We start from the raw sequence: 25,089 nt of genomic DNA, 5'->3' as shown, positions 1-25,089 counted from the left end.
CTGTCTCCATGATGAGGACGACTTCTTCCACCCTTCCCGGCATCGATGCCCTGTGGCCCTTGTGCCTGGAGATCGCGGCGCAACGGCGCAGCGGCCGCGCGGCACCACCGCCGGACGCCCGGCCGCTGGTGGCCTGGAGCGCGGCGCGCGGCTTTGCCCTGCAGGGCCTGTGGGACGACCAAGCCCTCGAACTGTTCGACCTGCTCAAGCCCTTGCTCGATCGCCCGCACGCCGGTGCGCCATGGATCATCGGCCAGCTCGGCCAGAGCCTCGACGGCTGTATCGCCACGCACGGCGGCGACTCGAACTACGTCAACGGACCCGAGCTGCTGGTGCACCTGCACCGCCTGCGCGCCTTGTGCGACGCGGTCATCGTGGGCGCCGCAACCGCGGCCATCGACAACCCGCAACTGACCACGCGGCGCGTGCCCGGCCCGCATCCGGTGCGCGTCCTGCTCGACCCGGCGCTGCGGCTGCCGACGACCTTGCGCGCCTTCTGCGACCGCCAGGCCCCCACCCTGCTCGCCTGCGATGCCCTCCGCGCAGCCGAAGCGGTGCAACGCGTGGGCGCCGACCAGGTGCTTGGCGTGCCCGGCCTGACGCGGCCCGATGGCAGCGCCGACCTGCGTGCGCTGCAGGCGGCCTTGCAGCGGCGCGGGCTCGGCGTGCTGTTCGTCGAGGGCGGCGGTGTCACCGTGTCGCGCTTCATCGCGCAGGGCTGCCTGGACCGCCTGCACCTGAGCATCGCGCCGGTGATCATCGGCGCCGGCCGGCCCGGCCTGCAACTGCCGCGCAGCACCGCGATGCGCGACTGCCTGCGACCGCCGGGCCGGGTGTTTCGCATGGGCGCCGACGTGCTGTGGGACCTGGACCTGCGAGCGACAGCGCCCGCCTAGGGCGGCGTCGCGAGCAGTTCGCGGTGCCCGACGCGAAGGCGGGTGCGTGCGAGCAGACGCAGGCGCCGAGCCTCCCAATCGGTGGCCAGTGCGGCAGCCGCTGGATCCTGCTCGCGGACCGCGGCCGCGATGCCCGCCACCATCGCGGCGAGCATGGCTTGCGCCTGCGCACCCTCGCCGCCGTCGATGACCCAGTCGCTGGTCGCCAGCTTCAATTCGCAGCCCCGCGCGCCCAGCCGATCGGCCGCCAGGTCCACCGCGGCACCGCCGAGCGCCGCGCCGAAGCCCTTGTCGCGCCCCTGGTGCGCCGCGAAGCGCCGAGCCAGCCGATCGTCGCCCGCCACGCGCGGCGTCCAGTCCAGGCGCCCATCGACCGTCAGTGCGAACAGCAGCGCCAGCCCGGCGTCGCAGGCGCGGGCCAGCAAGTCGTCGAGCCAGGCCGCCGACACCAGGTCCAGCAGCGCCGACGCCGTGACGAGCCCGACCTGGGCCAGCGGCAACGCCGCCAGGTCCTGCGCAAGGTCGATCCGCAACGGCTCGACATCGGCGCGCCAGCCCGGCCCCTCGATGCCGAACCCCCCGGTCTGGTGGCCGAACAGGAACCCCTCGGTCTCGGCCCAGGCCGCGAGTGCGTGGGGGAGCGTGGCCAGCAGCAGCGGGTCGTGATCGACCAGCAGCCAGCGCTGCGAGCCGCCCAGCCGGGGCGCCAGCTCGCGCAGATTGGCGCCGGTGCCGCAGGCCAGGTCGAGCACCCCGAGGACCGGGTCGTTGCGGCGCCGGCGCAGGCGCCGGGCCAGCGCCGGCAGATCGAAGGCGGCGGCGGACGCGCCGCGCGCCGATCGATCGAAGGGCTCGCGCAGCGCGAGCCAGTCGGCGCTGAAGCCGGTCATCCGGATGCCGCGCGCTCGGCGGCCGTGAGCGCGGCGGCGAATCGCGCCGCACTGTCGGCCCAGGTGGGCAAGCGGCGCCGGGCCTCGCGCGCGCCTTCGCAGAGCCTCGCGCGCAGGCCGGCGTCGCCGAGCACGCGCTGCAAGGCGGCACGCAGGGCGTCGACCTCGCCCGGCGGAACCAGCAGGCCCGCAGCCGCCGGCACCGTGTCCGGAATGGCGCCCGCCTGGGTGCTGATCACCGGCAGCCCGTGCGCCAGCGCCTCGGCCAGCGCCATGCCGTAGCCTTCGTGGAAGGAGGGCAGCACGAAGACATCGGCGGCCGCGTAGAGCGCTCGCAATCCGGCCTCGTCGCGCTCGCCATGGAGCAGCACGCGCCCCTTCAACCCCAGCGCGTCGATGGCCCCGGCCAGTGCCGCCGCGCATGCCGGGTCCATCGTGAGGCTGCCCGCGCAATGCAGCGTCCACGGGCGATCCCGCAGGCCGGCCAGCGCCTCGACCAGCAGCGCGTGGCCCTTGCGCGGGGTCACGGTGGCGACGCACAGCAGCACCGGCCCGGCCGGGCCCGAGCCCTGCGCCAGCGCGGCGGGATCGGTGCCGGGTTCGACCACCGCGATGCGCGCGGCGTCGACGTCGAAGGCCGCCAGCGCCCGCGCGGTGGCGCGACTGGTGACGATCACGCCGCGCGCCGAAGCCAGCGCGCGCCGTTCGCTGTCGAACAGCGCGCGCTGCCGCTCGGGCGCGAGCCCGGTCTCCAGCGACAGCGGGTGATGCACCAGCGCCACCCACCGCAGCCGCTGCGCGTGCGCGGCCGCCAGCTCGGCCAGGACGCCGAACGCCAGGCCGTCCACCACCACCAGCGTGTCGTCGGCGAGGCCCTCGACCACGCGACGCGCCATGGCTTCTGCCGCCGCACCGGGGGCCGGATAGCCGGGGCCCAGCGACTGCACCTCGACCTGCCAGTGCGCCGCGCGCAGGCCGTCGATGATGCGGCGGTCGTAGGCATAGCCGCCGGTGCGGGTGCCGAGATCGCCGGGCACCAGGAAGCTGCAGCGCGCGGTCAACCCGCACGCGCCGGCAATGCGGCCTCGTAGGCGGCCCAGGCCACGTGCGATTCGTTGAGCCGCACGCGCAGGCCCGAGAGCCCGCTCGCATGGGGTCCGAGATCGCCGGCCGCGATGCCTGCGGCGATGCGATCGAAGATCACGCGCGCCAGGAACTCGGTGGTCGTGTTCCGGCCCGCGAAGGCCGGATCGTCGTCGAGGTTGCGCAGGTTGAGCGCGCCCAGCACGCTGCGCAGCACCTCGGTCGCCCGCGCGATGTCGACCACCATGCCGTCGGCATCGAGTTCGGCGCGGCGCAGCTCGAGATCGACCACGTAGGTGGCGCCATGCAGGCGCTGGGCGGGCCCGAAGGCCTCGCCGCGAAAGCTGTGGGCGATCATGAAGTGGTCGCGGACATTGACGCTGTACATGCGGGGGGTTCCTCTGCGGTTCAGGGGTAGTCGATGCGCTGGCACAGCGTGTCCGGCGCACCGGCGGCGAGGCGGGCCAGCACCTCGGGCAACTGGTCGAAGGGCGCGCTGTCGGTGATCAGCAGGTCGAGCGCCGGATCGCGCAGCAGCGACAGGGCCAGCGCCAGGCGGCGCCGGTGCGACCAGCGGGCGCGCTGGGCCGCCGCGATGTGGCCGACCTGCGAGCTCTTGAGCACGAGGCGCTGCGAATGGAAGGCTTCGCCCAGCGGCAGCGGCACCTCGCGCTGCCCATACCAGCTGAGGTCGACCACCGTGGCCTCGAAGGCCGCCAGCCGCAGCGCCGTGACCAGGCCCTGCGGCTGGCCGCTGGCATGCAGCACCAGGTCGGCGCCGGGCCGTGCGTCCTCCGGCATCGCAAAGGCAACGCCGAGCCGCTCGGCCACGGGCCGCCGAGAGGCCCGGACATCCACCAGCTCGACCTCGCAGCCGGGCAGGCGGCCCGCCAGCCACGCGACCAGCAGGCCGACGACGCCGCCACCGACCACCGCGATGCGGTCGCCCAGCCGCGGCGCCGCATCCCAGAGGGCATTGACCGCGGTCTCCATGTTGGCGGCCAGCACGGCGCGCGCCGGCGGCAGGCCTTCGGGCAGCGGATGCACCGCCTCGGCCGGCACCACGTAGCGGGTCTGGTGCGGGTGAAGGCAGAAGACGGCGCGGCCGCGCATCGCCTCGGGGCCCTGCTCGACGATGCCGACGCTCGCATAGCCGTACTTGACCGGGGCCGGGAAGTCACCGTCCTGGAAAGGCGCCCGCATCCGGTGGAACTCGCTGGCCGGCACCTCGCCGCGAAACACCAGCAGCTCGGTGCCGCGGCTGATGCCGCTGTGCAGCGCCCGGACCCGCACCTCGCCGGCGCCGGGCGCAGGCGCCGGCTCGGCGCGAATCGATGCCCGTCCCGGCGCCTCGATCCAGCAGGCGCGGGACTCGGCGGACAAGACAGGAGATGAATATGCTGGCATGCTGTTTTCAGCGCCCGCAGGTCGCGAGCGATCCCAGTGTCAACCCATGGAATGCGATCTTAAGGCGATGCCCTCGCAGACTGTGCTGCGCCGCGATGCCTGGCGCGAGGCGCTGTCCTGCCTGGCACTGCTCCTGCTGCTGGCCGCCGGCGTGAAGCTCGCGGCGGGGCTCGGTCCCTGGTTCGGCGTCCGCGCGCTGGCCGTGTTCGGCCTGGGCTTCGCCCTGGTCCTGCGCGCCCTGCCGGCCCATGCGCCGCATCCACGCTTCGGCGCCGCCAACCGCGTGACGCTGGCACGGCTGGCGCTGGTCGCGCTGCTCGCCGCCGGCGTCGGCGAGCCGCTCACCGACGCCACCGGCCTGGCCTGGGGCGCGATCGCCGTCGCCACCACCGCGGCGCTGTGGGATGCGCTCGACGGTCCGCTGGCGCGTGCCCAGGGGCTGGCAAGCGAGTTCGGGGCCCGCTTCGACATGGAGACCGACGCGCTGCTGGTGCTGGTCCTGTCCCTGCTGGTGATTCACTTCGACAAGGCGGGCGGCTGGATCCTGGCCGCGGGGCTGATGCGCTACGCCTTCGTGCTGGCCGGCCGGGCGCTGCCCTGGCTGGCACGCCCGCTGCCGCCGAGCCAGCGGCGCAAGGCGGTGTGCGTGGTGCAGATCACCAGCCTGATCGTCTGCCTCGGGCCGATCGTGGCGCCGCCCTGGAGCCGCGCCATCGCCGCCGCCAGCCTGGCGGCGCTGAGCGCTTCCTTCGCGGCCGACCTGGCCTGGCTGGCCCGCCGGCGCCGTCGCCCGGGCGCCCGCCGTTCGAGGCCGGAGCCTGCGCCATGACCAGCTCGCGCTTGCGCGCCGCGAGCGCCTTCGCCCTGCTCTGCCTGGGCGCATCGGCCGTGCCGGCCCGGGCCGAGACGGCGCGCTACGAGCTCGACCCGAACCACATCACGGTCGCCTTCATGGTCGACCACCTGGGCTATGCGAAAGTGCTCGGGATGTTCCGCGCGGCACGCGGCAGCTACGACTTCGACGAGGCCACCGGCACGCTGGGCAAGCTGCGCATCGAGGTCGACACCCAGAGCGTGTTCAGCAACTACGCCAAGCGCGACCAACACCTGAAGAGCGCGGAATTCCTCAACACGGCGCAGTTCCCGCGCATGGTGTTCACGGCCGACGGCGCCCGCCGCACCGGCGAACGCACGTTCGAGATCCCCGGCCAGCTCGAGCTGCTGGGGCGGCCGCAGCCGCTGACGCTCACGGCCACCTGGAACAAGAGCGGGCCCTCGCCGATCGACAAGGTCTACACCATGGGCGTGTCGGCGCGCGGCAGCTTCAAGCGCAGCAGCCACGGCATGAGCTACGGCGTCAGCAACGCGTGGGTCGGCGACGAGGTGCCGCTGATCATCGAGTTCGAGGCGCAGCGCAAGTGAGGGCCGCGGCGCCGTGGCCCGGGTGGGGAGGCTGGCTGCTGCGCTTCGGCCTGCCCTTCGCGCCGCTCAACGCGCTGCTGACGCTGGAGAACCTCTGGCCGACCTGGTGGGCGCTGCCGGGCCTGCGCCTGTCGTTCGAGCTCTGCATGGCCGTGGGCGCGCTGGCGCTGTGGATCCGGCTGCGCGGCTACGCCGGCGTCGGGCTGCTGCGCGCGCTCTCGATCCTCACCGTGTTCTGGGTCGCGACGCGCTATGCCGAGGTCACGGCGTCGGCGGTCTTCGGCCGCCAGATCAACCTGTACTGGGACGGGCAGCACGTGTTCGAGGTGCTGCGGATGGGCAACGCGGCCGGATGGCAGATCGCGCTGGGTGCCGCCGCGGTGGCCAGCACCCTGGGCGCGGTGTACGCGATCGCGCACCGCTGCTGGTCGATGCTTGCGCGCGAACTGGCCTGGCGACGGCCGCAGCCCGCGATCGGCCTGGCCGGCGCCGCCCTGCTCGCCGCGTTCTCACTGCAGGGCATCGGCGGCCGCGACACACGCTGGTTCTTCTCGATGCCGGTGGCGCCGATCCTCGCGCGCCAGGCGGAACTGCTCGCAGGCCTGTGGTCGCCCGGGCGCGCGGGCTCGCGGCTGCCCACCAGCCCCGCCTTCGACACCGCGCTCGCGGGCCTGGGCGGCGCCGACGTGCTGCTGATCTTCGCCGAATCCTACGGCGCCAGCACGCTCGACGATCCGCGGCAGGCGGCATGGCTGGCGCCGCACCGCGCGCAGCTGGCGCGCGCGCTGCAGGCCGGCGGGCGCCAGGTGGTGTCGGCGCGGGTGCGTTCTCCGACCTTCGGCGGCGCCTCGTGGCTCGCCCATTCGGCGCTGCTGAGCGGCATCGACACCCGCGAACCGGGCGACTACGAGCTGCTGCTGGCCACCGCCCGCCCGACGCTGGTGCGTCAGTTCAAGCGGCATGGCTACCGCACGGTGAGCTGGATGCCCGGACTGCAGCGGCCCTGGCCCGAAGGCAGCTTCTATGGCTTCGACCGCTACGCCGATGCCCGCAGCCTCGGCTACCGCGGACCGGCCCTCGGCCACTGGCAGGTGCCGGACCAGGCGTCGATGGCGCTCCTGCACGCCCAGGAGCTGGCGCTGCCGCCCGAACGCCGCGCACCGCGGCTGGTCGTCTTCCCGACGCTGGCCAGCCACGCACCGTTCCGGCCGCTCGCGCCCTACGTGGACGACTGGCCCCGGCTGCTGCGCGCCGATGCCTACACGCCGGCCGAGGTCGCCCACGCCCTGGCCGCGCCGATCTCCTGGCTGGAACCGGTGCCCGCCTACCTCGAATCGCTGGCCTATACCTTCCGCTGGCTGGGCGACTACCTCGGCGGCCGCGCGCCGCCGAACATGCTCACCATCGTGATCGGCGACCACCAGCCCATGGCGAGCGTGAGCGGCCGCAACGCCACATGGGAGGTGCCGGTCCACATCATCAGCAACGACGCCTCGTTGCTGAAGCGGCTGGAGGCCGCCGGCTTCACGCCGGGCCTGCTGCCCATGCGGGCCGGGGCGATGGGCATGCACGGCCTCACGCCCTTGCTGCTCGCCGCCTTCGAGGGTCCGGGGGGCGGCGCCCCCAGCGCCGCGGAATAGCGGACCGAGGGCCGGATCCGGCACTAATTCACGCGACAGCGCGCCCCTTGTCTGATAGCCTTTTGCTCCATGCGCGCGCTCATCCTCCTGCTCAACATCGCAGTCATCGCCCTCGCGGGGTATCTGGCCGGACCGCTCGGCCTTCTGGTCGCGGCAGTCCTGTGCTTCGCGCTCATCGCCGGTGCCTTCGTGTTCTCGATGGCCCGGACCGAGGCCCGCGAATCGCGGAAGATGCAGCGGGCCATGGGTCGCAACACGAGCTTTCTCGCCGAACTCCTCGGTCCGCGCAAGCGCTGAGCCGCCCCTCGGGCTGGCGCCCGCACCTGGGTTGACGCGCTCAGGCGGCCGCGGCCTTGGCCACGGCGACCGCGGCCTCGCGCGGCAGGGCCACCGCGTTCTTCACGGCCAGGATCTCCGCCATCACGCTGACCGCGATCTCGGGCGGCGTCTTGCTGCCGATGTAGATGCCGATCGGGCCGCGCAGCCGGGCCAGCGATTGCTCGGTCTGCTCGAAGTGCTCGATCATGCGTTCGCGCCGCGCCTCGGCATTGCGCCGCGAGCCGATCGCACCGACATAGAAAGCCTCGCTCTGCAGCGCCTCGAGCAGCGCCAGGTCGTCGAGCTTGGGGTCGTGCGTGAGCGCCACCACGCAGGTCCGGCGATCGGGCTTGAAGGCGACCACCGCGTCGTCGGGCATCTCGGTGGTGATGGCCACGCCCGGCAGCGTCCAGGCCGTGTGGTACTCGACCCGCGGATCGCACAGCGTGACCGCGAAGCCGCTGAACTTGGCCATCGTCGCCAGGTACTCGGCCAGCTGGCCGGCGCCGATCAGCAGCATGCGGTACTCGGGGCCGAAGGTGTTGACCAGCTCGGTGTCGTCGACCGACAGCTCGGCCGGCGAGCTGGCCTCGGCCAGCGTGGCCGCGCCGTCGGCCAGCCTGACCGTGCGCTGCATCAGGCGCCCCTGCTCGAGCGCCGCCACCAGCGCCTGCAGCGACGCGGCGTCGGGGTCGTACTCGAGCAGCAGTTCGAGCGTGCCGCCGCACGGCAGCCCGAAGCGGTGCGCCTCGTCGGCCGTGATGCCGTACTTGACCAGCGCCGGAGCCCCCGTGGGCATCACGCCGTCGCCATGGGCGCGGCTGTAGCGCGCGATCAGGTCGTCCTCGATGCAGCCGCCCGAGACCGAACCGACCACCGCGCCGTCCTCGGCCAGCGCCATGATCGAGCCGATCGGGCGCGGTGACGAACCCCAGGTGCGCACCACGGTCGAGAGCAGCGCGCGACGGCCGGCCAGCCGCCAGTCGCGCAGGGTGCGCAGCACCATGACGTCGAGATTTTCCATATTGCTTGCTCCCGTTTGCCGCTCGCTGCTCAGCCGGCGTCCTTGTCCGGCTCGGGCGCGGCCTTCTTGCCGATGCCGAGCTTTTGCATGAAGCCCGCCACGGCCCCGGTCTTTTCGGCCGGGGCCGCCGCTTCGTCCGCCGCCTCCTCGGGCGGCGGGCCGTAGCGGCTCTGCATCTCGGCGTCGAAGCGCTTGAAGAAGTCGTCCGCGGTCGACTTGGCGGCGCCATCGATCAGGCGCTGGCCCATCTGCGCGATCTTGCCGCCGACCTGCGCCTGCACCGTGTAGTCGAGCTCGCAGCCCTCGCCGCCATCGGCCACCGGCTTCAGCGACACGCTCGATGCGCCCTTGGCGAAGCCGGCCACGCCGCCCTGCCCTTCGAAGGACAGCTTGTAGCTGTCGGGCGCCTCGATGTCCGCCAGCGTCACCTTGCCGGCGAACTTGGCCGACACCGGGCCGATCTTGAGCGCCAGCCCGACCGTGTACTCGTTGTCGCCGGTGAGTTCGAACCGGTCGCAGCCCGGGATGCATTTCTTGAGCGTCTCGGGATCGTTGAGCGCGTCCCAGGCCTGTTGCTGCGTGACGCCGAGGCGGCGGTTGCCGAGCATTTCCATGGTGGATTCCTTGTGGTCGTTGGGAGGGTGCGGCCCTAGCGGCCGGCGCGCATCAGGGCCGCCAGGCTGGCAGCCAGTTGTTCGAGGGCACTGAGATTGTGAACCGCCAGCATCGCGTCTGCATGGCGGTGCAGCACTGCCGCGCCGCGCGCCAGGGGCGCATAGCCCTCGTAGCGCAGCAGCGGATTGAGCCACAGCAGCCGGCGCGAATGGCGTTTGAGCCACAGCAGCTCGCGCTCGAGCGCCTCGGGCTCGCCGGTGTCCAGTCCGTCGCTGATCACCAGCACCAGCGTTCGGCGGCCGGTCAGGCGGCGCGCATGGCCATGCCGCAGCTCGGCCAGCGATTCGCCGAACCGGGTGCCGCCGGCGAAATCGTCGATGGCCGCGCTGGCCGCGGCCAGCATCGCGTCGGTGTCGGCGATGCGGAAGGCCGGCGTCAGGTCGGTCAGCTGGGTGCCGAAGGCGAACACGTCGCGGCGGCCCGAACGCCGCGTCGCCGCATGCAGGAAGGCCAGCAGCAGCCGGGCATAGCGCTCCATCGAGCCCGAGACATCGACCAGCACCAGCAGCGGCAGCGGCTGCCGGCGGCGCGACAGCCGCGGCAGCCGCAGCATCTCGCCGCCGGTGCGCGCGGCCTCGTGCAGCACGCCGGGCCAGTGCATGCGCGAATGCACGCCGCCGTCGCCGGCGGGCCGCAGCCGCCGCGACGGCAGCGTCGGCACCGGCAGCGAGATGTCGCGCGCGAGCCGTTCGACCAGCCGGTACTCGGCGGCGCCCAGCGCGTTGAAATCGGCATGGTGGACCCGCTGCCGGTCGCTGGCCGTCATCGCGGCATCGAAGTCGATCTCGCGCTCGGTCTGGGCCGGCTTGACCGGGTCGCGCGGCGCCGCCAGCGCCTCGCGCACCCGCGGCCGGCGTTTCGAAGGCTCGGCCTTGCCCTCGGCGCTGGGCAGCATCTGCGCCAGCAGCTTGTTGGCCAGTTCGGGATCGCGGAACCAGGCGTCGAAGAGCTCGCGGAACACCCCCCGGTCTTCCTCGCGGCTGATCATCACGGCCTCCATCGCGGCGGCGAAGTCGCTGCGGCTGTCGACGCCGACCAGCATCGCGGCCTCGGCCGCCAGCCCGATGCGCATCGCGTCGGTGCGCACGCCGGCACGCCGCAGCGCGCGGCCGAAGCCCGCAAGATTGCCCGCCAGCTTGCCGCGGCGCGCATCGCCGAGCTGCTGCACGCGCTCGGTCAAGACGCAGCCTCCTCCTCGGGCTTGAGCAGCTCGGAGGCCAGCTCGCGCGTCAGCGCAGCGACGTCGTCGCGCTGCTTGAACAGGATGCCGGCGGTGTCGACCACCACCTCGGGGTCGAGCTCGACCGTATCGAGCGCGATCAGGGCCTTGGCCCATTCGACGCTTTCGGCGATGCCCGGCGCACGCTGGAAAGCGCTCACGAAGGGCGCGGTGCGCAGCCGGCCGACGAAGGTGGCTACCTGCTCCGAAAGCACCGCCGCGGCCTGCGGCACCTGGGCGCGCACGATGGCGAGCTCGCGCTCCCGCTCCGGATAGTCGAGCCAGTGATAGAGGCAACGCCGCTTGACCGCATCGTTGAGCTCGCGCGTGCGGTTGCTCGTCAGCAGCGTGACCGGCGACACCAGCGCCCGCACCGTCCCCAGCTCGGGGATGCTGACCTGGTACTCGCCGAGGTACTCGAGCAGGAAAGCCTCGAAGGGTTCGTCGGCGCGGTCGACCTCGTCGATCAGCAGCACCGCACCGGGGGCCGGCGCCTGCAGCGCCTGCAGCAGCGGCCGGCGGATCAGGTAGCGCGGCTGGTAGACCTCGGACTCGATGTCGCTCGATGCGCCATGCGCTTCGGCGGCGCGCATGTGCAGCAGCTGCGCCGCGTAGTTCCACTCGTAGAGGGCTTCGCGCTGCTCCAGGCCGTCGTAGCACTGCAGGCGCAGCAACTCGCGCCCGAGCGCGGCCGACAGGGCCTTGGCCAGCTCGGTCTTGCCGACCCCGGGCTCGCCTTCGAGCAGCAGCGGCCGCTGCAGCTTGAGCGCCAGGAACACCGCGGTCGCGAGCCGCCGATCGGCGTAGTAGCCGACGCCTTGCAGCGCCTGCACGACCGCATCGATGGAGGGGAACGGTGATGAGGTCGTGGCAGGCGTGGTGTCGATCATCTCGATGAGCTTATCCGAGCGCCTTCGTCACGGCGCGCTGCGTCAGCACCGAGATCAGGTTGGCCCGATAGTCGGCCGAGGCATGCAGGTCGCTGTTGAGATTGGCGGCGTCGATCTTGACGCCGGCCGCCGACTCGGGCGTGAAGGCCTTGTTCAGCGCGTCCTCCAGGCCCTTGTGGCGGAACACGCCGTTGCCCGCGCCGGTGACCGCCACGCGCACGCCGCTCGGGTACTGCGCAAGGAACACACCGACCAGCGGGAAGTTCGACGCCTTCTGGCGCAGCTTCACATAGGCGGCCCGCTGCGGGATCGGGAAGCGGATCGCCTTGATCAGCTCGCCGTCTTCGAGCGCGGTGGTGAAGAGGCCCTGGAAGAAGTCGTCGGCCGCGATCTCGCGCTTGCTGGTGATGACCGTGGCGCCGGAGGCCAGCACCGCGCTGGGATAGCAGGCCGCCGGATCGTTGTTGGCGACCGAGCCGCCCAGCGTTCCCATGGCGCGCACCTGCCGGTCGCCGATGCCCGACGCCAGGTCGGCGAGCGCCGGATAGGCGGCCTTGATCTCGGCGTGGTTGGCGACGTCGAGGTGGCGCGACATGGCGCCGATCAGGAAGGCATCGCCGGCCTTGCTGATGCCGGTGAGCTCCTTGACAGCGCTGAGGTCGGCCAGTTGCTCGGGCGCGGAAAGCCGCAGTTTCATCGAAGCCAGCAAGGTCTGGCCGCCGGCCAGCGGCTTGGCGCCGGCTTCGGCGAGCTTGACCGCATCGGCCAGGCTGGTGGGACGTTCGAGGGTGAAGGCGTACATGGTGTGATTTCCTTCCGGATGTTCAGGGAGCGGGCCGGCCTTGGGTGCTGGCGGCCAGCGAGGGCTGCGGGGCCGCGGCGGGGCTGGCTTTCTGCATGGCCTCCCAGACGCGGTGCGGCGATGCCGGCATGTCGAAGTCCTTGACGCCCAGCGGTGCCAGCGCGTCGAGCACCGCATTGATCACGGCCGGCGGCGAGCCGATGGCCCCGGCCTCGCCGCAACCCTTGGTGCCCAGCGGGTTGTGGGTGCACGGCGTGCACACGGTGTCGAGCTTGAACTGCGGGAAGTCGGCAGCGCGGGGCATCGCGTAGTCCATGAAGCTGCCGGTGAGCAGCTGGCCGCTCTCGTCGTAGACGCAGTTCTCCATCAGCGCCTGGCCGATGCCCTGCACCAGGCCGCCATGCACCTGGCCCTCGACGATCATCGGATTGATGATGGTGCCGAAGTCGTCGACCGCGGTGAAGCGATCGACCCGCACTTCGCCGGTCTGCTTGTCGATCTCGACTTCGCAGATGTAGGTGCCGCCCGGGAAGGTGAAGTTGGTCGGGTCGTAGAAGGCGGTCTCGTTGAGGCCCGGTTCGAGCTTGTCGAGCGGGTAGTTGTGCGGCACGTAGGCTGTCAGCGCCACCTGGCCGAACGGGATCTTCTTGTCGGTGCCCTTGACCGTGAACTCGCCGTTGGCGAACTCGATGTCGGCGTCGCTCGCCTCCATCAGGTGGGCCGCGATCTTCTTGGCCTTGGCCTCGATCTTGTCGAGCGCCTTCATGATCGCCGCACCGCCGACCGAGATCGAGCGCGAGCCATAGGTGCCCATGCCGAAAGGCACGCGGCCGGTGTCGCCGTGCACCACGTCGACCGCCTCGACCGCGATGCCCAGGCGCGCCGCCACCACCTGCGCGAAGGTGGTCTCGTGGCCCTGGCCGTGGCTGTGCGAACCGGTGAAGACGGTCACGCTGCCGGTGGGATGGACGCGGATCTCGCCGCACTCGAACAGGCCGGCACGCGCGCCGAGCGCGCCCGCGATGTTCGACGGCGCGATGCCGCAGGCCTCGATGTAGCTCGAGTAGCCCATGCCGCGCAGCTGGCCCCGCGCCTCGCTGGCCGCCTTGCGCTGGGCGAAGCCGGCCACGTCGGCCAGCGCCTGCGACTTGGTCATGCAGGCGTGGAAGTCGCCGGTGTCGTACTGCAGCGCCACCGGGGTCTGGTAGGGGAAGGTGGTGATGAAGTTGCGCTTGCGGATCTCGTCCTGGCCCAGGTTCATCTCCCAGGCGCAGCGCGACACCAGGCGCTCGAGCAGGTAGGTGGCCTCGGGCCGGCCGGCACCGCGGTAGGCATCGACCGGCGCGGTGTTGGTGAACCAGGCATCGACCTCGACGTAGATCTGCGGCGTCGCATACTGGCCCGCCAGCAGGGTCGCATAGAGGATGGTCGGCACCGCGGTCGAGAAGGTCGACAGGTAGGCGCCCAGGTTGGCATTGGTGTGCACCCGCAGCGCCAGGAACTTGCCCTGCGCGTCCATCGCCATCTCGGCATGGCTCACGTGGTCGCGGCCGTGCGCGTCGGACAGGAAGCACTCGGAACGCTCGCCGGTCCACTTGATGCTGCGGTTGAGCTGCTTCGAGGCCCAGGTCAGGCACACGTCTTCGGCGTAGAGATAGATCTTCGAGCCGAAGCCGCCGCCGACGTCGGGCGCGATCACGCGGACCTTGTGCTCGGGCAGGCCGAGCACGAAGGCGGTCATCAACAGCCGCTCGACGTGCGGGTTCTGGTTCGACACGTAGAGGACGTATTCCTCGTTCGCACGGCTGTAGCTGCCGATCGCGACGCGCGGCTCCATCGCGTTCGGGATCAGCCGGTTGTTGACGAGATCGAGCTTGGTGACATGCGCCGCATTGGCGAAGGCGGCATCGACCCCTGCCTTGTCGCCGATCGCCCACTTGTAGCACTGGTTGTCGGGCGCCTCGTCGTGGATCGTCACGCCGCTCTGTTTCTTCGCGGCATCGGCCACGCTGACCAGGGCCTGATGGACGTCGTAGTCGACCACCACCGCCTCGGCCGCGTTCTTGGCCTGCTCGACCGTCTCGGCCACCACCATCGCGACGTGGTCGCCGACGTAGCGCACCTTCTTGATCGCGAGGATCGGGTGCATCGGCTCCTTCATCGGCGTGCCGTCGGGGTTGTTGATGAGCCAGCCGCAGGGCAGGCCGCCCATCTTTCCTTCGATGTCCTTGCCGGTGAAGATGCCGACCACGCCGGGCATCTTCAGCGCCGCCGCGGTGTCGACGGACTTCAGGGTGGCGTGCGCGTGCGGCGAGCGCACGAACACGGCATGGGTCTGGTTGGCCAGGTCGATGTCGTCGGTGTACTGGCCGGCGCCGGTCAGGAAGCGGTAGTCTTCCTTGCGCTTGAGTGACTCGCCGATGTGCGGCAGTCCTGCGAAATCGGGTGCGCCCATGTCGTGCTCCTCAGGCCGTGGCGGTGGATTTGGCCGGTGCGGCGGACATCGCCTCGCCGCCCATCTGCACCGCCTTGACGATGTTCTGGTAGCCGGTGCAGCGGCACAGGTTGCCCTCGAGCAGCTCGCGGATCTCGGTCTCGCTCGACTTGGGATGGTGGGTGCACAGGTCGATGGCGCTCATCACCATGCCGGGCGTGCAGAACCCGCACTGCAGGCCGTGGCACTCCTTGAACGCCGCCTGCATCGGGTGCATGGTGCCATCGGGTTGGGCGATGCCCTCGATGGTGGTGATGGTCGCGCCGGCCACCTGGGCCACCAGCACGTTGCACGACTTCACCGCGCGGCCGTTGACATGGACCGTGCAGGCGCCGCACTGCGCGGTGTCGCAGCCGACGTGGGTGCCGGTCAGGTGGAGATGCTCGCGAATCGCTTGCACAAGGAAGGTGTTCGGGGGCGCGTCGACCGTGACTTCGCGGCCGTTGACCGTGAAAGGAACCTGCATGTTGGCTGTCTCCGTATAGGTGATGGCTGAATCGGCCGATTGAATCTTGGACGCCCGACCGGGGCACCATCCTAGGCAAAACCCTAGGCGCTTGCGCGTTGTCCTCGAAATTCTCAAAATGAAACAGCTTGCCGTGCGGCGAGCCTCCGAACAGGCGCCCTTGCGGGCCCGATCCCACACGATGACGCCCCACTCCGCTTCGCCCCTGCCCGAGCGCTCCCTCACCATCGCCCAGGCGCGACGCGAATGGATCGACGGCGAACGCGCGGCCGAACCGCTGGCACCGCGCGTCGAGCCCTGGCTCGTGCGTTCCTGGCAGCGCTGCCTGGCGGCCGGTCACCGACCGCAGCAGCGCGTGAGTTTCGATCCGGTCTCGGCGCCGCACGCGCGGCAGGTGGCCGAACGCAACCGCGCGCTGCTGCTGGCCGCGCGGCCGGTGCTCGACCGGCTGTCGCGCGCGATCGCGGACACGCGCTACTTCGCGATCCTGACCGACGCCGACGGCGTCGTGGTCGACGTCGGCGCCCTGCCCTCCGGCAGCGACGCGGCGGCCCGGCATGCGCGCGACATCGCCCGCATCGGCGTCGACCTGTCGGAGCGCGCGGTCGGCACCACCGCGATCGGCGCCGCGCTGGCCGAGCACGAATCGGTGTGGCTGCATCGCGGCGAGCACTTCTTCGACGACACCAGCATCTACAGCTGCGCCGGTGCGCCGCTCTTCGGTCCGGAGGGCGATTGCATCGGCATGCTGGACCTGACCGGTGTGCAGGTGGTCGAGCGGCCCGAGCTGCGGCACCTCGCGGCGTCCTCGGCCCGCAGCATCGAGAACGCGCTGGTGCAGGGCCACCCCTGCGAGCTGCTGCTGCAGATCGGCTGGCCGGGCAGCAGCGTGGGCGCCGACACCGAGGGCCTGCTGTGCATCGACGCCGACGGCAACGTGACCGGCGCCAATGCGGCCGCACGCCACATGCTGCACCAGCCGCTGGGCGGCCGCCCGGCGCTGCATTGCAACGACCTGTTCGCGCTGCCGCCGCAGATGCTGTTCGATGCCGCGCGACGCGGCGACCCGGTGCTCGAGGTGCCGCTGTGGTCGGGGCTGCGCGTGCAGGCCAGGCCCCGGATGCCACGGCAGGGAACGCCGGCGGCCGCCGCCGCGGCCACCCAGCTTCCGCGGCTGCGCGATGTCGAGTCGGCGATGATCCGCAAGGCCGTGGACGATGCCCGCGGCAACGTGGCGCAGGCGGCGCGCGCGCTCGGCATCAGCCGCGCCACGGTCTACCGCAAGCTGGGCCGGGGTCATTGCTAGTGACTTTTTTACATTTTGTTGCTATTGTCAGCGTTTGTTAAAAATTGATCGCCGACCCGGCGGCGCGACAGGACGTTGACCATGAGCGAATCCAAGGCCCGATCCCAATCCATGCCGTCGAAGCCCGACCGGCGCCAGGCCATCGCGCGCCTGGCCGGCGGCGTCGGCGTGGGTGCCGCTGCCGCCCTGGGATGGCCGGCGTTCGCACAGGCCAGGGCCATCCGCGTCGGTGCCACCTTCGACGACAGCGGCGTCGAGAAGGCCAACGGCGCCGGCCTGTTCGTGGGCTCGTCGGCGTACTTCAACGCGCTCAACCGCACCGGCGGCATCAATGGCACGAAGGTCGAGCTGATCATGGCCGACGACCAGTTCAAGCCCGAGATCGCCAAGGCCAACGCGCTCGCCTTCGCCGCCGACAGCTCGGTGCTGGCGATGGTGCATCCGCTGGGGACACGCCAGGCCGCCGCGGTCATTGACGCGGTTCCCGGCATGGCGGTGGTCGGCCCGAACACCGGCACCGTGTCGCTGCGCAAGAAGGCGGCGCCGAACACCTTCTGGGTGCGTGCCAACTACGACCAGGAACTCGACCGGCTGATCGCCACCGCGGCCGTGCTCGGCCAGTCGCGCATCGGCATCGTCTATTCGGAAGACCCGCTCGGGCAGTCGCTGCTGGCGGGCTTCAAGGCCGCGCTGGCCAAGGTCAAGCTCGAGCCGGCGGTGATCGCCAGCACGCCGGGCACCACCAGCATGGAGGTCGATCCGGCTGCCGCGAAGATCGCCGCGGCCGCGCCGCAGATCGTCATCATCGGCCTGGCCGGCACCGCGCCGGCCTTCGTCCGCGCACTGCGCAAGGCAGGCGGCAAGAGCAGCGCCTATGGCCTGTCGATCACGGCCAGCTCGCTCGGCGCCATGGGCGACCTGGCGCACGGGCTGGGCTTCGCGATCGTCGTGCCCTCGCCGTTCGCCACCAAGTACGAGATCGTGCGGCGCTACCAGGCCGACATGCTGGCCAGCGGCAACAAGGAGTTCTCGCTGCCGAGCCTGGAGGGCTACATGGACGCCTGCGTGCTGGCCGAAGGCCTGCGCCGCGCCGGCCCGTCGCCGACGCGCGCGAGCGTGATCGCCGCGCTCGAGCACATCGAGGCTTATGACCTCGGCGGCATCAAGATCAACTACGGCCGCGGCAACCGTGAAGGCAGCCAGTTCGTGGACGTGGCGGTCATCAGTGCCAATGGAAGGCTAATCAGCTAACCCCCAGGTTGGGCTCACTTCGTGTAGCCCGCCCACCCCCTCTTCGGGGGGCAACACCAGCGGCCCGGCGGAGCCGGTTCCGCGGTGTTTCACCAACGGGCCGGGCTTCGCCGGCCAGCGGAGCGGCAGCGGCGCGGCTACTGCAGAATCCAGCTATGAATTCAAGCTATGCAACGGGCGAGCCTTCGCGTGCGGAGGTCGACGCTCTCTCCGGCCCTACGTTGGTCGAGTTCGGCACCGCGTGGTGCGGCTTCTGCAAGGCGGCGCAGCCGCTGCTCGCCGAAGCACTGGCCGACGCGCCGGCGCTGCGCCACTTGAAGATCGAAGATGGAAGCGGGCGGGCACTGGGCCGCTCGTTCAAGGTCAAGCTGTGGCCCACATTCGTCTTCATGCGCGACGGGCAGGAGCTCGGACGGCTGGTGCGGCCCGGCAGCGCCGAGCTGATCCGGCAGGAACTGGCCCGGCTGAAGGTCGCTGCCTCCTAGCCTGGCAGCGCAACCACGACGGCCGCCTCGTCGACGATCGCGGTGACGCGCTGGCGGGTGCGCAACGCGCTGCCGCTGGGCGCGAATCCGACCAGTTGCAGTTCTCCTTCGAGCGCCACCGAGATCTCGTCGCCGTCCTCGCCGCGCGCGACGCCGGCCACCACGCCGCCGAGCTGGTTGCCCTTGCTCCGGCTCGCAGTGCCGGCGCGCTCGATGCGCACGGCGGTCGCCTTGCACAGCGCGATCGCCGCCATCCCCTCGGCGAGCCCGAGCAACTCGGCGCTCTCCTGCGTGATGCGGGCGGCGATGGTCTGGGCATGTCCCAGCCGCAGGCCGACCCGCACGATTCGGCCCGTGGACTCGATCGCGGTCACGATGGCAGGCAACTGGTTGCGCATGCTGGTGCGGATCGCCAGCCGCGCCACCGCGCTGCCGGCGCCCGCCAGCGCTCCGGCGCCCGCCTGCACCGTGCGCCGTGCCGCCGCCAGCGCGTCGGCGAGTTCGAGCAATTTCGCGCCATGCGAGGTCAGCGACGCGCCACCGCCGCCGGCCCCGCCGACCGCGCGCTCCACCAGCGCAACGCCCGCCAGGTTGGTCAGGGTGGCGACCGCCTGCCAGGCGGCCTTGTAGCTCACGCCGGCCTCGCGCGCCGCTTGCGAGATGCTGCCGGTGCGGCCGATGCCGCGAAGGATGTCGATGCGCTTGTCGCTCAGGCCGTGGCCGAGCGCGTCGCCGAAGCGGGGTGATGCCATGCGCGGATTGTGCCGGCTGGCCTACACTCGCGCTATTCCATTCATGAATAGCGAACCACGCCAGACCTCGACCGCCATGAAAACCAGCCGCTCCCCCCGCCTGATCGCCGCCGGCCTCCTCGCCTTCTGCTTGTCGCTCTGCAGCCACGCGGGCGAAGTGCAGGTGGCCGTTGCGGCCAACTTCTTCGGACCGATGAAGGTGCTGGCCGCCGATTTCGAGAAGGCGACCGGCCACAAGGCGGTGCTGTCCTCCGGCGCCACCGGCAAGTTCTACGCCCAGATCCAGGGCGGCGCGCCCTTCGACGTCTTTCTCGCCGCCGACGACGAGACGCCGGCCCGGCTCGACAAGGACGGCGCCACGGTGGCCGGCAGCCGTTTCACCTATGCCACCGGCAAGCTGGTGCTGTGGTCCGCGAATCCCGACCTGGTCGACGGCAAGGGCGAGGTGCTGCGCACCGCCAGGTTCGCCCACCTCGCGCTCGCCGCGTCCAAGCTCGCGCCCTACGGCGCGGCCGCGGTGCAGACGATCACGCGGCTCGGCCTGCTGGCCCAGCTCGAACCGAAGTTCGTGCAGGGCGAGAGCATCGGCCAGACCTACAGCTTCATCTCCACCGGCAACGCGGAGCTCGGCTTCGTAGCGCTGTCGCAGGTCTGGGAAGGCGGCAAGATCAAGACCGGTTCGGCCTGGATCGTGCCGGCCGAGCTGCACGGCCCGATCCGCCAGGACGCGGTGCTGCTGGGCCGTGCCAGGGACAACGCCGCGGCCTCGGCCTTGATCGCGTTCCTCAAGACCGAGGGCGCGAAGACGGTGATCCGCTCCTTCGGCTACGACATCTGAGGCCGACGCGACGATGCCGTCCGCCGCCGACCTGGGCGCCGTCACGCTGACGCTGGAGCTGGCCTCGGTCACGACGCTGGTCCTGCTGCTGCTGGGCACGCCGCTGGCCTGGTGGCTGGCTCGCACCCGCTCGGCCTGGAAAGGTCCGATCGGCGCGATGGTGGCGCTGCCGCTGGTGCTGCCGCCCTCGGTGCTGGGCTTCTACTTCCTGGTGTCGATGGGCCCCAACGGGCCGCTCGGTGCGCTCACCCAATGGCTGGGCCTGGGCCTGCTGCCCTTCACCTTCACGGGGCTGGTGGTCGGCTCGGTGGTCTATTCGATGCCCTTCGTGGTGCAGCCGATCCAGAACGCCTTCGAGGCCATCGGCGAGCCGGCGCTCGAAGCCGCCGCCACGCTGCGGGCCTCGCCGCTCGACACTTTCTTCAGCGTGGTGCTGCCGCTGGCGCGCCCGGGCTACCTGACCGCCATCGTGATGGGCTTCGCCCACACCGTGGGCGAGTTCGGCGTGGTGCTGATGATCGGCGGCAACATCCCCGACAAGACGCGCGTGATCTCGGTGCAGATCTACGACCATGTGGAGGCTCTCGAGTACACGCAGGCCCATTGGCTCGCGGCCGGCATGGTGGTGTTCTCGTTCCTGGTCCTGCTGGCGCTGTATGCGCTCAATCCGACGGGACGGCGGCGATGAGGGCGCCGCCATCCGAAGGCCTGCGGCTGCGCCTCGCGGTCGACTTCCCCGCCTTCTCGCTGCAGGTCGACCTGGCCCTGCCCGGCCGCGGCGTGACCGCGTTGTCCGGCCCTTCGGGCTGCGGCAAGACCACCTGCCTGCGCGCCGTCGCGGGGCTGCAGTGCGCGCCGGGCGCCCTGGTCTCGGTCAATGGCGAGCGCTGGCAGGACGACGACCGCGCCATCTTCCTGCCGACGCACCGGCGGCCGCTGGGCTACGTGTTCCAGGAAACGCGGCTCTTCACCCACCTGGACGTGCGGCGCAACCTCGAATACGGGATGAAGCGGGTGGCGCCGGCGCTGCGCCGGGTCTCGCTCGCGCAGGCGGTCGAACTGCTGGGCATCGGCCCGCTGCTGGCGCGCCGGCCCGACACGCTGTCGGGCGGCGAGCGCCAGCGCGTGGGCATCGCGCGCGCCCTGGCGACCAGCCCGAAGCTGCTGCTGATGGACGAGCCGCTGGCCTCGCTCGACCTGGCGCGCAAGCGCGAGGTCCTGCCCTACCTCGAACGGCTGCACGCCGAGCTCGACATCCCGGTGCTCTACGTCAGCCACTCGCCCGACGAGGTCGCGCGGCTGGCCGACCACCTGGTCCTGCTGGACGCCGGGCGCGTGATCGCCAGCGGGCCGACCCATGAGTTGATGACCCGCCTCGACCTGCCGCTGGCGCACGGCGACGCCGCCGGATCGGTGATCGAGGCCGTGGTCGCGAGCGTCGATGCGGCCTATGGCCTGGTCCAGGTCGCGTTCGCGGGCTGCACGCTCAGCCTGCCGCACAGCGGCGTCGGCGTCGGCCAGCGCGTGCGCGTGCGAGTCCAGGCCCGCGATGTCAGCCTGACGCTGCGGCCGCAGGAGGGAACCAGCGTGCTCAACATCCTGCCCGCGACGATCACCGACCTCGCCGACGACGGGCCGGCGCAGCGGATGGTCGGACTCGATGTCGGCGGCGTTCGGATGCTGGCGCGCATCACGCGCAAATCGGCCGACCTGCTCGAGCTGGCCGTCGGCATGGGCGTCCATGCGCAGGTCAAGGGCGTGGCGATCGTGGAGTGAGCGCGGGAGGGGCCCGTTCAGCCCTTGTCCGCCTTGCCGGCCGCGTTCGCCAGCTTGCTGAGCATCCTGTCGACGATCCACGGCTGCCGGTCCTGGTCTTCCGCGCGCTCCTTTCGGCGGATCGCGTTGCGAACCGCGATGGAGCCGACATAGCGGATCGGTTCGGGCGGGAAATGCCCCAGCGGCCCCTGCGTCAAGGGGCTGCGGGTCCACGCATTGTCCTGGTCCAGCAGCATGGAGGAAAGGATCTGGCCGCCCATGTAGCTGGGGCCGACCCCGTTGCCGGAATAGCCGAAGCCGTAGCAGATGTGGGGCGCGCCATCGAGCTTGCCGAAGAAGGGAAAGCCGGTGACGGACCGGTCCGACGGCCCGTTCCAGCTGGCCGTGATCGGCGTCTCGCGCAAGGCCGGAAAAAACGAATGCAGCGCGCGCGTCAGCTCCGCCTCGTAGGGCGAACGCTGGTCGAAGACCGGCGCGATGCGGCCGCCCCAGGCGAAAGTGTTGCCGCCCTTGCCCAGCATGATCCGGCCGTCGACCGTGCTTCGGTAGTAGTAGACGAAGGTCCTTGAATCGAGCACCGAGACGCCGCTGTCGAGGCCGATCTCGCGCAGCAGGTCGGGGCACTTTTCAGTGATCACCATGTCGCTCGACACGACCGCGATGGTGCGCTCGAACTGCGGCAGGCTGCGCGCCATCCAGGCATTGAGGGCCAGCACCAGCTTCTTTGCTTCGATGCTGCCGCAGGGCGTGCGCACGACGACCGGATGACCGCGGCTGAAGTCCAGCATCGGGCTGCGTTCGTAGATGCGGATGCCCATGGCGAGTGCGGCGCGGCGCAGGCCGCGCACGAGCTTGCCGGGATGCACCGTGGCGGCGATGGGCGAGTACACGCCCGCGAGGTTGCGCGCCGACCCGGAGCGGCGGACCACCTCTTCGGGCGGCAGCGCGCGGTAGGAATGGATGCCGCAGTCCTCCAGCGCCCGCATCACCGGATCGAGAGTGCCGACCTGGGCCTGCGAGGTCGCGGTATAGAGCGTGCCGTCCTGCCGCAGCTCGGCGTCGATGCCGTGCGCGCGACAGAAGTCCGCGATGTGATCGACCACCGCTTCCGACGCCTTGACGAGCCGGATCGCATCGGCCTCGCCGAAGAGCCGTCGCAAGGTGAAGAATTTCGCCGACCAGGTGAGCAGGCAACCGCCGTTGCGCCCGCTGGCGCCGGCGCCGCACAGGTCGCTCTCGATGATCGCGATGTCCAGCGACGGATCCTGCTGCTTGGCCTGGATCGCGGTCCAGAGGCCGGTGAAGCCGCCGCCGACGATGCAGACATCGGCACGCTGCGCCCCTTGCAAGGCAGGCGCCAGGTCGCCGTCGTTGAAGAGCGCCTGCTCGATCCAGAAGGGCCGCATGGCTGGGCAGGCCCTAGGCCGCGACGCGCCGATGCTCGGCGGCGCAGATTTCCAGGTGGCGGACGAAATGCGCGAGAGCGGGCATGTCGGCATCGGCCGATTTCGCGCGGTCGTCCCAGCGCCGCAGCTCGACCGCATCGCCGGCAAAGGGCAAGGCCTCGAAGGCCGCCGCCTGCGCCTCGCTGAAGACGCCGCCCTGCAGCGCCAGGCTGCGCTTCGAGTCGGGCGACAGCGCCTCGAGATAGCCTGGCTCGCGCGCGCACAGGAAGCGCTTGGCATCCACGTGCAGCCGGATCGGCTCCAGCGTCGCCGGGCCGAACAGGGCACGCAGGAAAGGCAGGCAGCGGTACTGGTGCAGGTCGTCCAGGCCCTGTTGCGTCGGCGTGCCGCCGAAATCGTGCAGCAGATGACCCAGGTCGTGCAGCAGGGACGCCGTGATCAGCGCGCTGCCGGCACCGGCCTGCTCGGCCAGGTGGGCAGACTGCAGCGCATGCTCGAGCTGCGTCACGGGCTCGCCGTCGTACTGGGCATCGCCCTTCGATTCGAACAGGCCGACGATGTCGGAAATGGTGAGGCTCATGGTTACCAGGGGAGCGAATAGGTCTTGCTGTTGGTGAAGCTCTTCATCGCCTCGAGCACGCCTTCCTTGTAGCCCAGGCCCGAGTCCTTGATGCCGCCGAAGGGCGTGAGTTCGAGCCGGTAGCCCGGCACCTCGCGCACATTGACGGAGCCGACGTTGAGTTCGCGGATGAAGCGCGTGATGTAGTCGAGGCGGTTGGTGCACAACGACGACGACAGCCCGTAGGCCGTGCCGTTCGAGATCCGGATCGCCTCCTCGATGCTGCCGAAGCGGATGACCGGCGACACCGGGCCGAACGTCTCGTGCTTGGCCACCGTCATCTCCGGGTCGACGTGGTCGAGGACGGTCGGCGCATACAGGGCACCCCGGCGCACATGGCCGCAGAGCAGCTTGGCGCCGGCCGCGATCGCCTCGTTGACGACCGCCTCGAAATGGATCGCGGCGGCCTCGTCGATCACGGTGCCCATGTCGGTGTCCGGGTCCATCGGATCGCCGTATTTGAGCGCCTCGGTCTTGCGCACCAGCAGCTCGACGAAACGGTCGGCCACGGCTTCGTGCACCAGCATCCGCTTGACGGCCGTGCAGCGCTGGCCCGAGTTCTTGTAGGAGCCGCTGGCCGCGAGCGTGGCGGCCTCCTCGATGTCCGCGTCTTCCATCACGATGATCGGGTCGTTGCCGCCGAGCTCGAGGATCTGCCGCTTGTAGACGGCCTTGCCGGCGATGTACTTGCCGATTGCCACGCCGCCGGTGAAGGTCACCAGGTCCACGTCCGGATGGGTCAGCATCTCGTCGGCGATCTCGCGCGGGTCGCCGGTGATCACCGACAGCATCTGCGGCGGCAGCCCCGCCTCGTAGAGGATGTCGGCCAGGATGAAGGCGGTGAGCGGCGTCTTCTCGCTGGGCTTGAGCACGATGCGATTGTTGGTCGCGACGGCCGGCGCCACCTTGTGGATCACCTGGTTCAACGGATGGTTGAAGGGCGTGATGGCGGTGATGACGCCCAGCAGCGGCTCGCGCAGCGTATAGACCTTGCGGCTCTTGCCATGGTGCGTGAGGTCGCAGGAGAACACCTGGCCGTCGTCGACCAGTGCCTGGTTGGCGGCGAACAGCAGCACGTCGGAAGCGCGGCCCACTTCGTACAGCGAGTCCTTGCGGCACAGGCCGGATTCGAGCGTGATCGTGCGCGAGATCTCGTCGAGGCGCGAGGCGATGATCTCGCCGGCGCGCATCAGGATCTTGTAGCGCTCGTAGCGCGTCAGCGTCGGCTTGTAGTCGCGCGCGATGCGGTAGGCGCGGCGCACGTCTTCCAGCGTCGCCTTGGGTACGGTGGCGATCACCTCGCCGGTGTAGGGATAGCGGACCTCGATGACCTCGTCGCGATAGACGCGTTCGCCGGCGATGCGCAACGCTTCGCAATGGATGTCGGCTGGCTTCGGCATGGGCTGGCTCATGGTGGTGGATCCGGACGA

26 protein-coding genes are annotated in these 25,089 nt (G+C 71.0%); 11 read left to right on the top strand and 15 right to left on the bottom strand.

Features of this window, described 5'->3' with window-relative positions:
* The first annotated feature begins 8 nt into the window (after window positions 1-8).
* The gene (locus AC1D2O_RS16740) at window positions 9-896 is read left to right on the top strand and encodes a RibD family protein (RefSeq protein WP_478157521.1); all 888 of its coding nucleotides are present in this window, start codon (window positions 9-11) and stop codon (window positions 894-896) included.
* Here the strand turns inward: AC1D2O_RS16740 and AC1D2O_RS16735 are convergent.
* Genes AC1D2O_RS16735 through AC1D2O_RS16720 form a run of 4 tightly spaced genes read right to left on the bottom strand, consistent with a single transcriptional unit; the run spans window position 893 to window position 4,252 of the window.
* The gene (locus AC1D2O_RS16735) at window positions 893-1,786 is read right to left on the bottom strand and encodes a class I SAM-dependent methyltransferase (protein ID WP_478157519.1); all 894 of its coding nucleotides are present in this window, start codon (window positions 1,784-1,786) and stop codon (window positions 893-895) included. The genes AC1D2O_RS16740 and AC1D2O_RS16735 overlap by 4 nt on opposite strands.
* On the bottom strand, window positions 1,783-2,865 hold the full coding sequence (locus AC1D2O_RS16730; RefSeq protein ID WP_478089161.1) for a glycosyltransferase family 4 protein: 1,083 nt from the start codon (window positions 2,863-2,865) through the stop codon (window positions 1,783-1,785). Before AC1D2O_RS16730 ends, AC1D2O_RS16735 begins: the two co-directional genes overlap by 4 nt.
* Window positions 2,844-3,257, bottom strand: a complete 414-nt coding sequence (locus tag AC1D2O_RS16725; protein ID WP_478089155.1) for a 6-pyruvoyl trahydropterin synthase family protein — start codon at window positions 3,255-3,257, stop codon at window positions 2,844-2,846. Before AC1D2O_RS16725 ends, AC1D2O_RS16730 begins: the two co-directional genes overlap by 22 nt.
* Window positions 3,258-3,277: 20 nt before the next feature.
* Complete coding sequence (locus AC1D2O_RS16720; protein WP_478089154.1) at window positions 3,278-4,252, bottom strand: zinc-dependent alcohol dehydrogenase; 975 nt, start codon at window positions 4,250-4,252, stop codon at window positions 3,278-3,280.
* A gap of 70 nt (window positions 4,253-4,322) precedes the next feature.
* Here AC1D2O_RS16720 and AC1D2O_RS16715 point away from each other — a divergent pair, with 70 nt between their 5' ends.
* From AC1D2O_RS16715 to AC1D2O_RS16700, 4 genes are all read left to right on the top strand, one after another.
* Window positions 4,323-5,105 (top strand): CDP-alcohol phosphatidyltransferase family protein, encoded by a 783-nt coding sequence (locus tag AC1D2O_RS16715; protein ID WP_478089153.1) that lies wholly within the window; start codon window positions 4,323-4,325, stop codon window positions 5,103-5,105.
* Window positions 5,102-5,698, top strand: a complete 597-nt coding sequence (locus tag AC1D2O_RS16710) for a YceI family protein (protein WP_478089152.1) — start codon at window positions 5,102-5,104, stop codon at window positions 5,696-5,698. Before AC1D2O_RS16715 ends, AC1D2O_RS16710 begins: the two co-directional genes overlap by 4 nt.
* Entirely contained in the window at window positions 5,695-7,338 is a 1,644-nt protein-coding gene (locus AC1D2O_RS16705; RefSeq protein WP_478089151.1) for an alkaline phosphatase family protein, read from the top strand. Before AC1D2O_RS16710 ends, AC1D2O_RS16705 begins: the two co-directional genes overlap by 4 nt.
* Before the next feature lie 69 nt (window positions 7,339-7,407).
* Window positions 7,408-7,635: a hypothetical protein gene (locus AC1D2O_RS16700; protein ID WP_478089150.1), complete on the top strand. Its 228-nt coding sequence runs from the start codon at window positions 7,408-7,410 to the stop codon at window positions 7,633-7,635.
* Window positions 7,636-7,675: 40 nt separating this feature from the next.
* On the opposite strand, the gene AC1D2O_RS16695 is transcribed toward AC1D2O_RS16700, so the two are convergent.
* Genes AC1D2O_RS16695 through AC1D2O_RS16665 form a run of 7 tightly spaced genes read right to left on the bottom strand, consistent with a single transcriptional unit; the run spans window position 7,676 to window position 15,226 of the window.
* The gene (locus tag AC1D2O_RS16695) at window positions 7,676-8,680 is read right to left on the bottom strand and encodes an XdhC family protein (protein WP_478089149.1); all 1,005 of its coding nucleotides are present in this window, start codon (window positions 8,678-8,680) and stop codon (window positions 7,676-7,678) included.
* Window positions 8,681-8,709: 29 nt separating this feature from the next.
* The gene (locus AC1D2O_RS16690; protein ID WP_478089148.1) at window positions 8,710-9,294 is read right to left on the bottom strand and encodes a CoxG family protein; all 585 of its coding nucleotides are present in this window, start codon (window positions 9,292-9,294) and stop codon (window positions 8,710-8,712) included.
* Window positions 9,295-9,329: 35 nt separating this feature from the next.
* Entirely contained in the window at window positions 9,330-10,535 is a 1,206-nt protein-coding gene (locus tag AC1D2O_RS16685; RefSeq protein WP_478089147.1) for a vWA domain-containing protein, read from the bottom strand.
* On the bottom strand, window positions 10,532-11,464 hold the full coding sequence (locus tag AC1D2O_RS16680; RefSeq protein WP_478089146.1) for an AAA family ATPase: 933 nt from the start codon (window positions 11,462-11,464) through the stop codon (window positions 10,532-10,534). Before AC1D2O_RS16680 ends, AC1D2O_RS16685 begins: the two co-directional genes overlap by 4 nt.
* Before the next feature lie 10 nt (window positions 11,465-11,474).
* Window positions 11,475-12,266 carry an FAD binding domain-containing protein gene (locus tag AC1D2O_RS16675; protein WP_478089145.1) on the bottom strand — a complete coding sequence of 264 codons (792 nt, stop codon included), beginning with the start codon at window positions 12,264-12,266 and terminating at the stop codon, window positions 11,475-11,477.
* 22 nt (window positions 12,267-12,288) lie between these two features.
* Window positions 12,289-14,721, bottom strand: a complete 2,433-nt coding sequence (locus tag AC1D2O_RS16670) for a xanthine dehydrogenase family protein molybdopterin-binding subunit (protein ID WP_478157517.1) — start codon at window positions 14,719-14,721, stop codon at window positions 12,289-12,291.
* Window positions 14,722-14,731: 10 nt separating this feature from the next.
* Complete coding sequence (locus AC1D2O_RS16665; protein WP_478093079.1) at window positions 14,732-15,226, bottom strand: (2Fe-2S)-binding protein; 495 nt, start codon at window positions 15,224-15,226, stop codon at window positions 14,732-14,734.
* Window positions 15,227-15,407: 181 nt separating this feature from the next.
* Between AC1D2O_RS16665 and AC1D2O_RS16660 the strand changes: the two genes are divergently transcribed.
* The 3 genes from AC1D2O_RS16660 (at window position 15,408) to AC1D2O_RS16650 (ending at window position 18,268) form a co-directional block, all read left to right on the top strand.
* Entirely contained in the window at window positions 15,408-16,532 is a 1,125-nt protein-coding gene (locus tag AC1D2O_RS16660) for a helix-turn-helix domain-containing protein (protein WP_478093081.1), read from the top strand.
* 81 nt (window positions 16,533-16,613) lie between these two features.
* On the top strand, window positions 16,614-17,783 hold the full coding sequence (locus tag AC1D2O_RS16655; RefSeq protein WP_478093083.1) for an ABC transporter substrate-binding protein: 1,170 nt from the start codon (window positions 16,614-16,616) through the stop codon (window positions 17,781-17,783).
* A 155-nt stretch (window positions 17,784-17,938) separates the two neighbouring features.
* Window positions 17,939-18,268 carry a thioredoxin family protein gene (locus tag AC1D2O_RS16650; protein WP_478093085.1) on the top strand — a complete coding sequence of 110 codons (330 nt, stop codon included), beginning with the start codon at window positions 17,939-17,941 and terminating at the stop codon, window positions 18,266-18,268.
* Here the strand turns inward: AC1D2O_RS16650 and AC1D2O_RS16645 are convergent.
* Window positions 18,265-19,020, bottom strand: a complete 756-nt coding sequence (locus tag AC1D2O_RS16645) for a TOBE domain-containing protein (RefSeq protein WP_478093087.1) — start codon at window positions 19,018-19,020, stop codon at window positions 18,265-18,267. The genes AC1D2O_RS16650 and AC1D2O_RS16645 overlap by 4 nt on opposite strands.
* A gap of 43 nt (window positions 19,021-19,063) precedes the next feature.
* Between AC1D2O_RS16645 and modA the strand changes: the two genes are divergently transcribed.
* From modA to modC, 3 genes are read left to right on the top strand one after another with little or no spacing between them, the layout of a single operon-like run.
* Window positions 19,064-19,858: a molybdate ABC transporter substrate-binding protein gene (modA, locus tag AC1D2O_RS16640; protein WP_478157516.1), complete on the top strand. Its 795-nt coding sequence runs from the start codon at window positions 19,064-19,066 to the stop codon at window positions 19,856-19,858.
* Between the two features lie 13 nt (window positions 19,859-19,871).
* On the top strand, window positions 19,872-20,546 hold the full coding sequence (gene modB / locus AC1D2O_RS16635) for a molybdate ABC transporter permease subunit (protein WP_478094073.1): 675 nt from the start codon (window positions 19,872-19,874) through the stop codon (window positions 20,544-20,546).
* On the top strand, window positions 20,543-21,634 hold the full coding sequence (gene modC, locus AC1D2O_RS16630) for a molybdenum ABC transporter ATP-binding protein (RefSeq protein ID WP_478094072.1): 1,092 nt from the start codon (window positions 20,543-20,545) through the stop codon (window positions 21,632-21,634). The genes modB and modC overlap by 4 nt, the downstream gene beginning before the upstream one ends.
* A gap of 17 nt (window positions 21,635-21,651) precedes the next feature.
* Here modC and AC1D2O_RS16625 read toward each other — a convergent pair whose 3' ends face one another.
* The 3 genes from AC1D2O_RS16625 to phnY are packed head-to-tail and all read right to left on the bottom strand — an operon-like array spanning window position 21,652 to window position 25,059.
* Window positions 21,652-23,040 (bottom strand): FAD-dependent oxidoreductase, encoded by a 1,389-nt coding sequence (locus AC1D2O_RS16625; RefSeq protein ID WP_478157515.1) that lies wholly within the window; start codon window positions 23,038-23,040, stop codon window positions 21,652-21,654.
* 13 nt (window positions 23,041-23,053) lie between these two features.
* A complete protein-coding gene (locus tag AC1D2O_RS16620; protein WP_478157513.1) occupies window positions 23,054-23,620 on the bottom strand; it encodes a phosphonate degradation HD-domain oxygenase in 567 nt (188 codons plus the stop codon).
* A gap of 2 nt (window positions 23,621-23,622) precedes the next feature.
* Window positions 23,623-25,059, bottom strand: coding sequence for a phosphonoacetaldehyde dehydrogenase (gene phnY, locus AC1D2O_RS16615; protein ID WP_478157511.1), 1,437 nt, complete (start codon window positions 25,057-25,059; stop codon window positions 23,623-23,625).
* Between the last annotated feature and the right edge of the window lie 30 nt (window positions 25,060-25,089).

This window comes from Variovorax sp. P1_G12 (genome assembly GCF_056405555.1).
The sequence above is the reverse complement of the archived record's forward strand: the minus strand, read 5'-3'. Positions and strand labels throughout refer to the sequence as shown.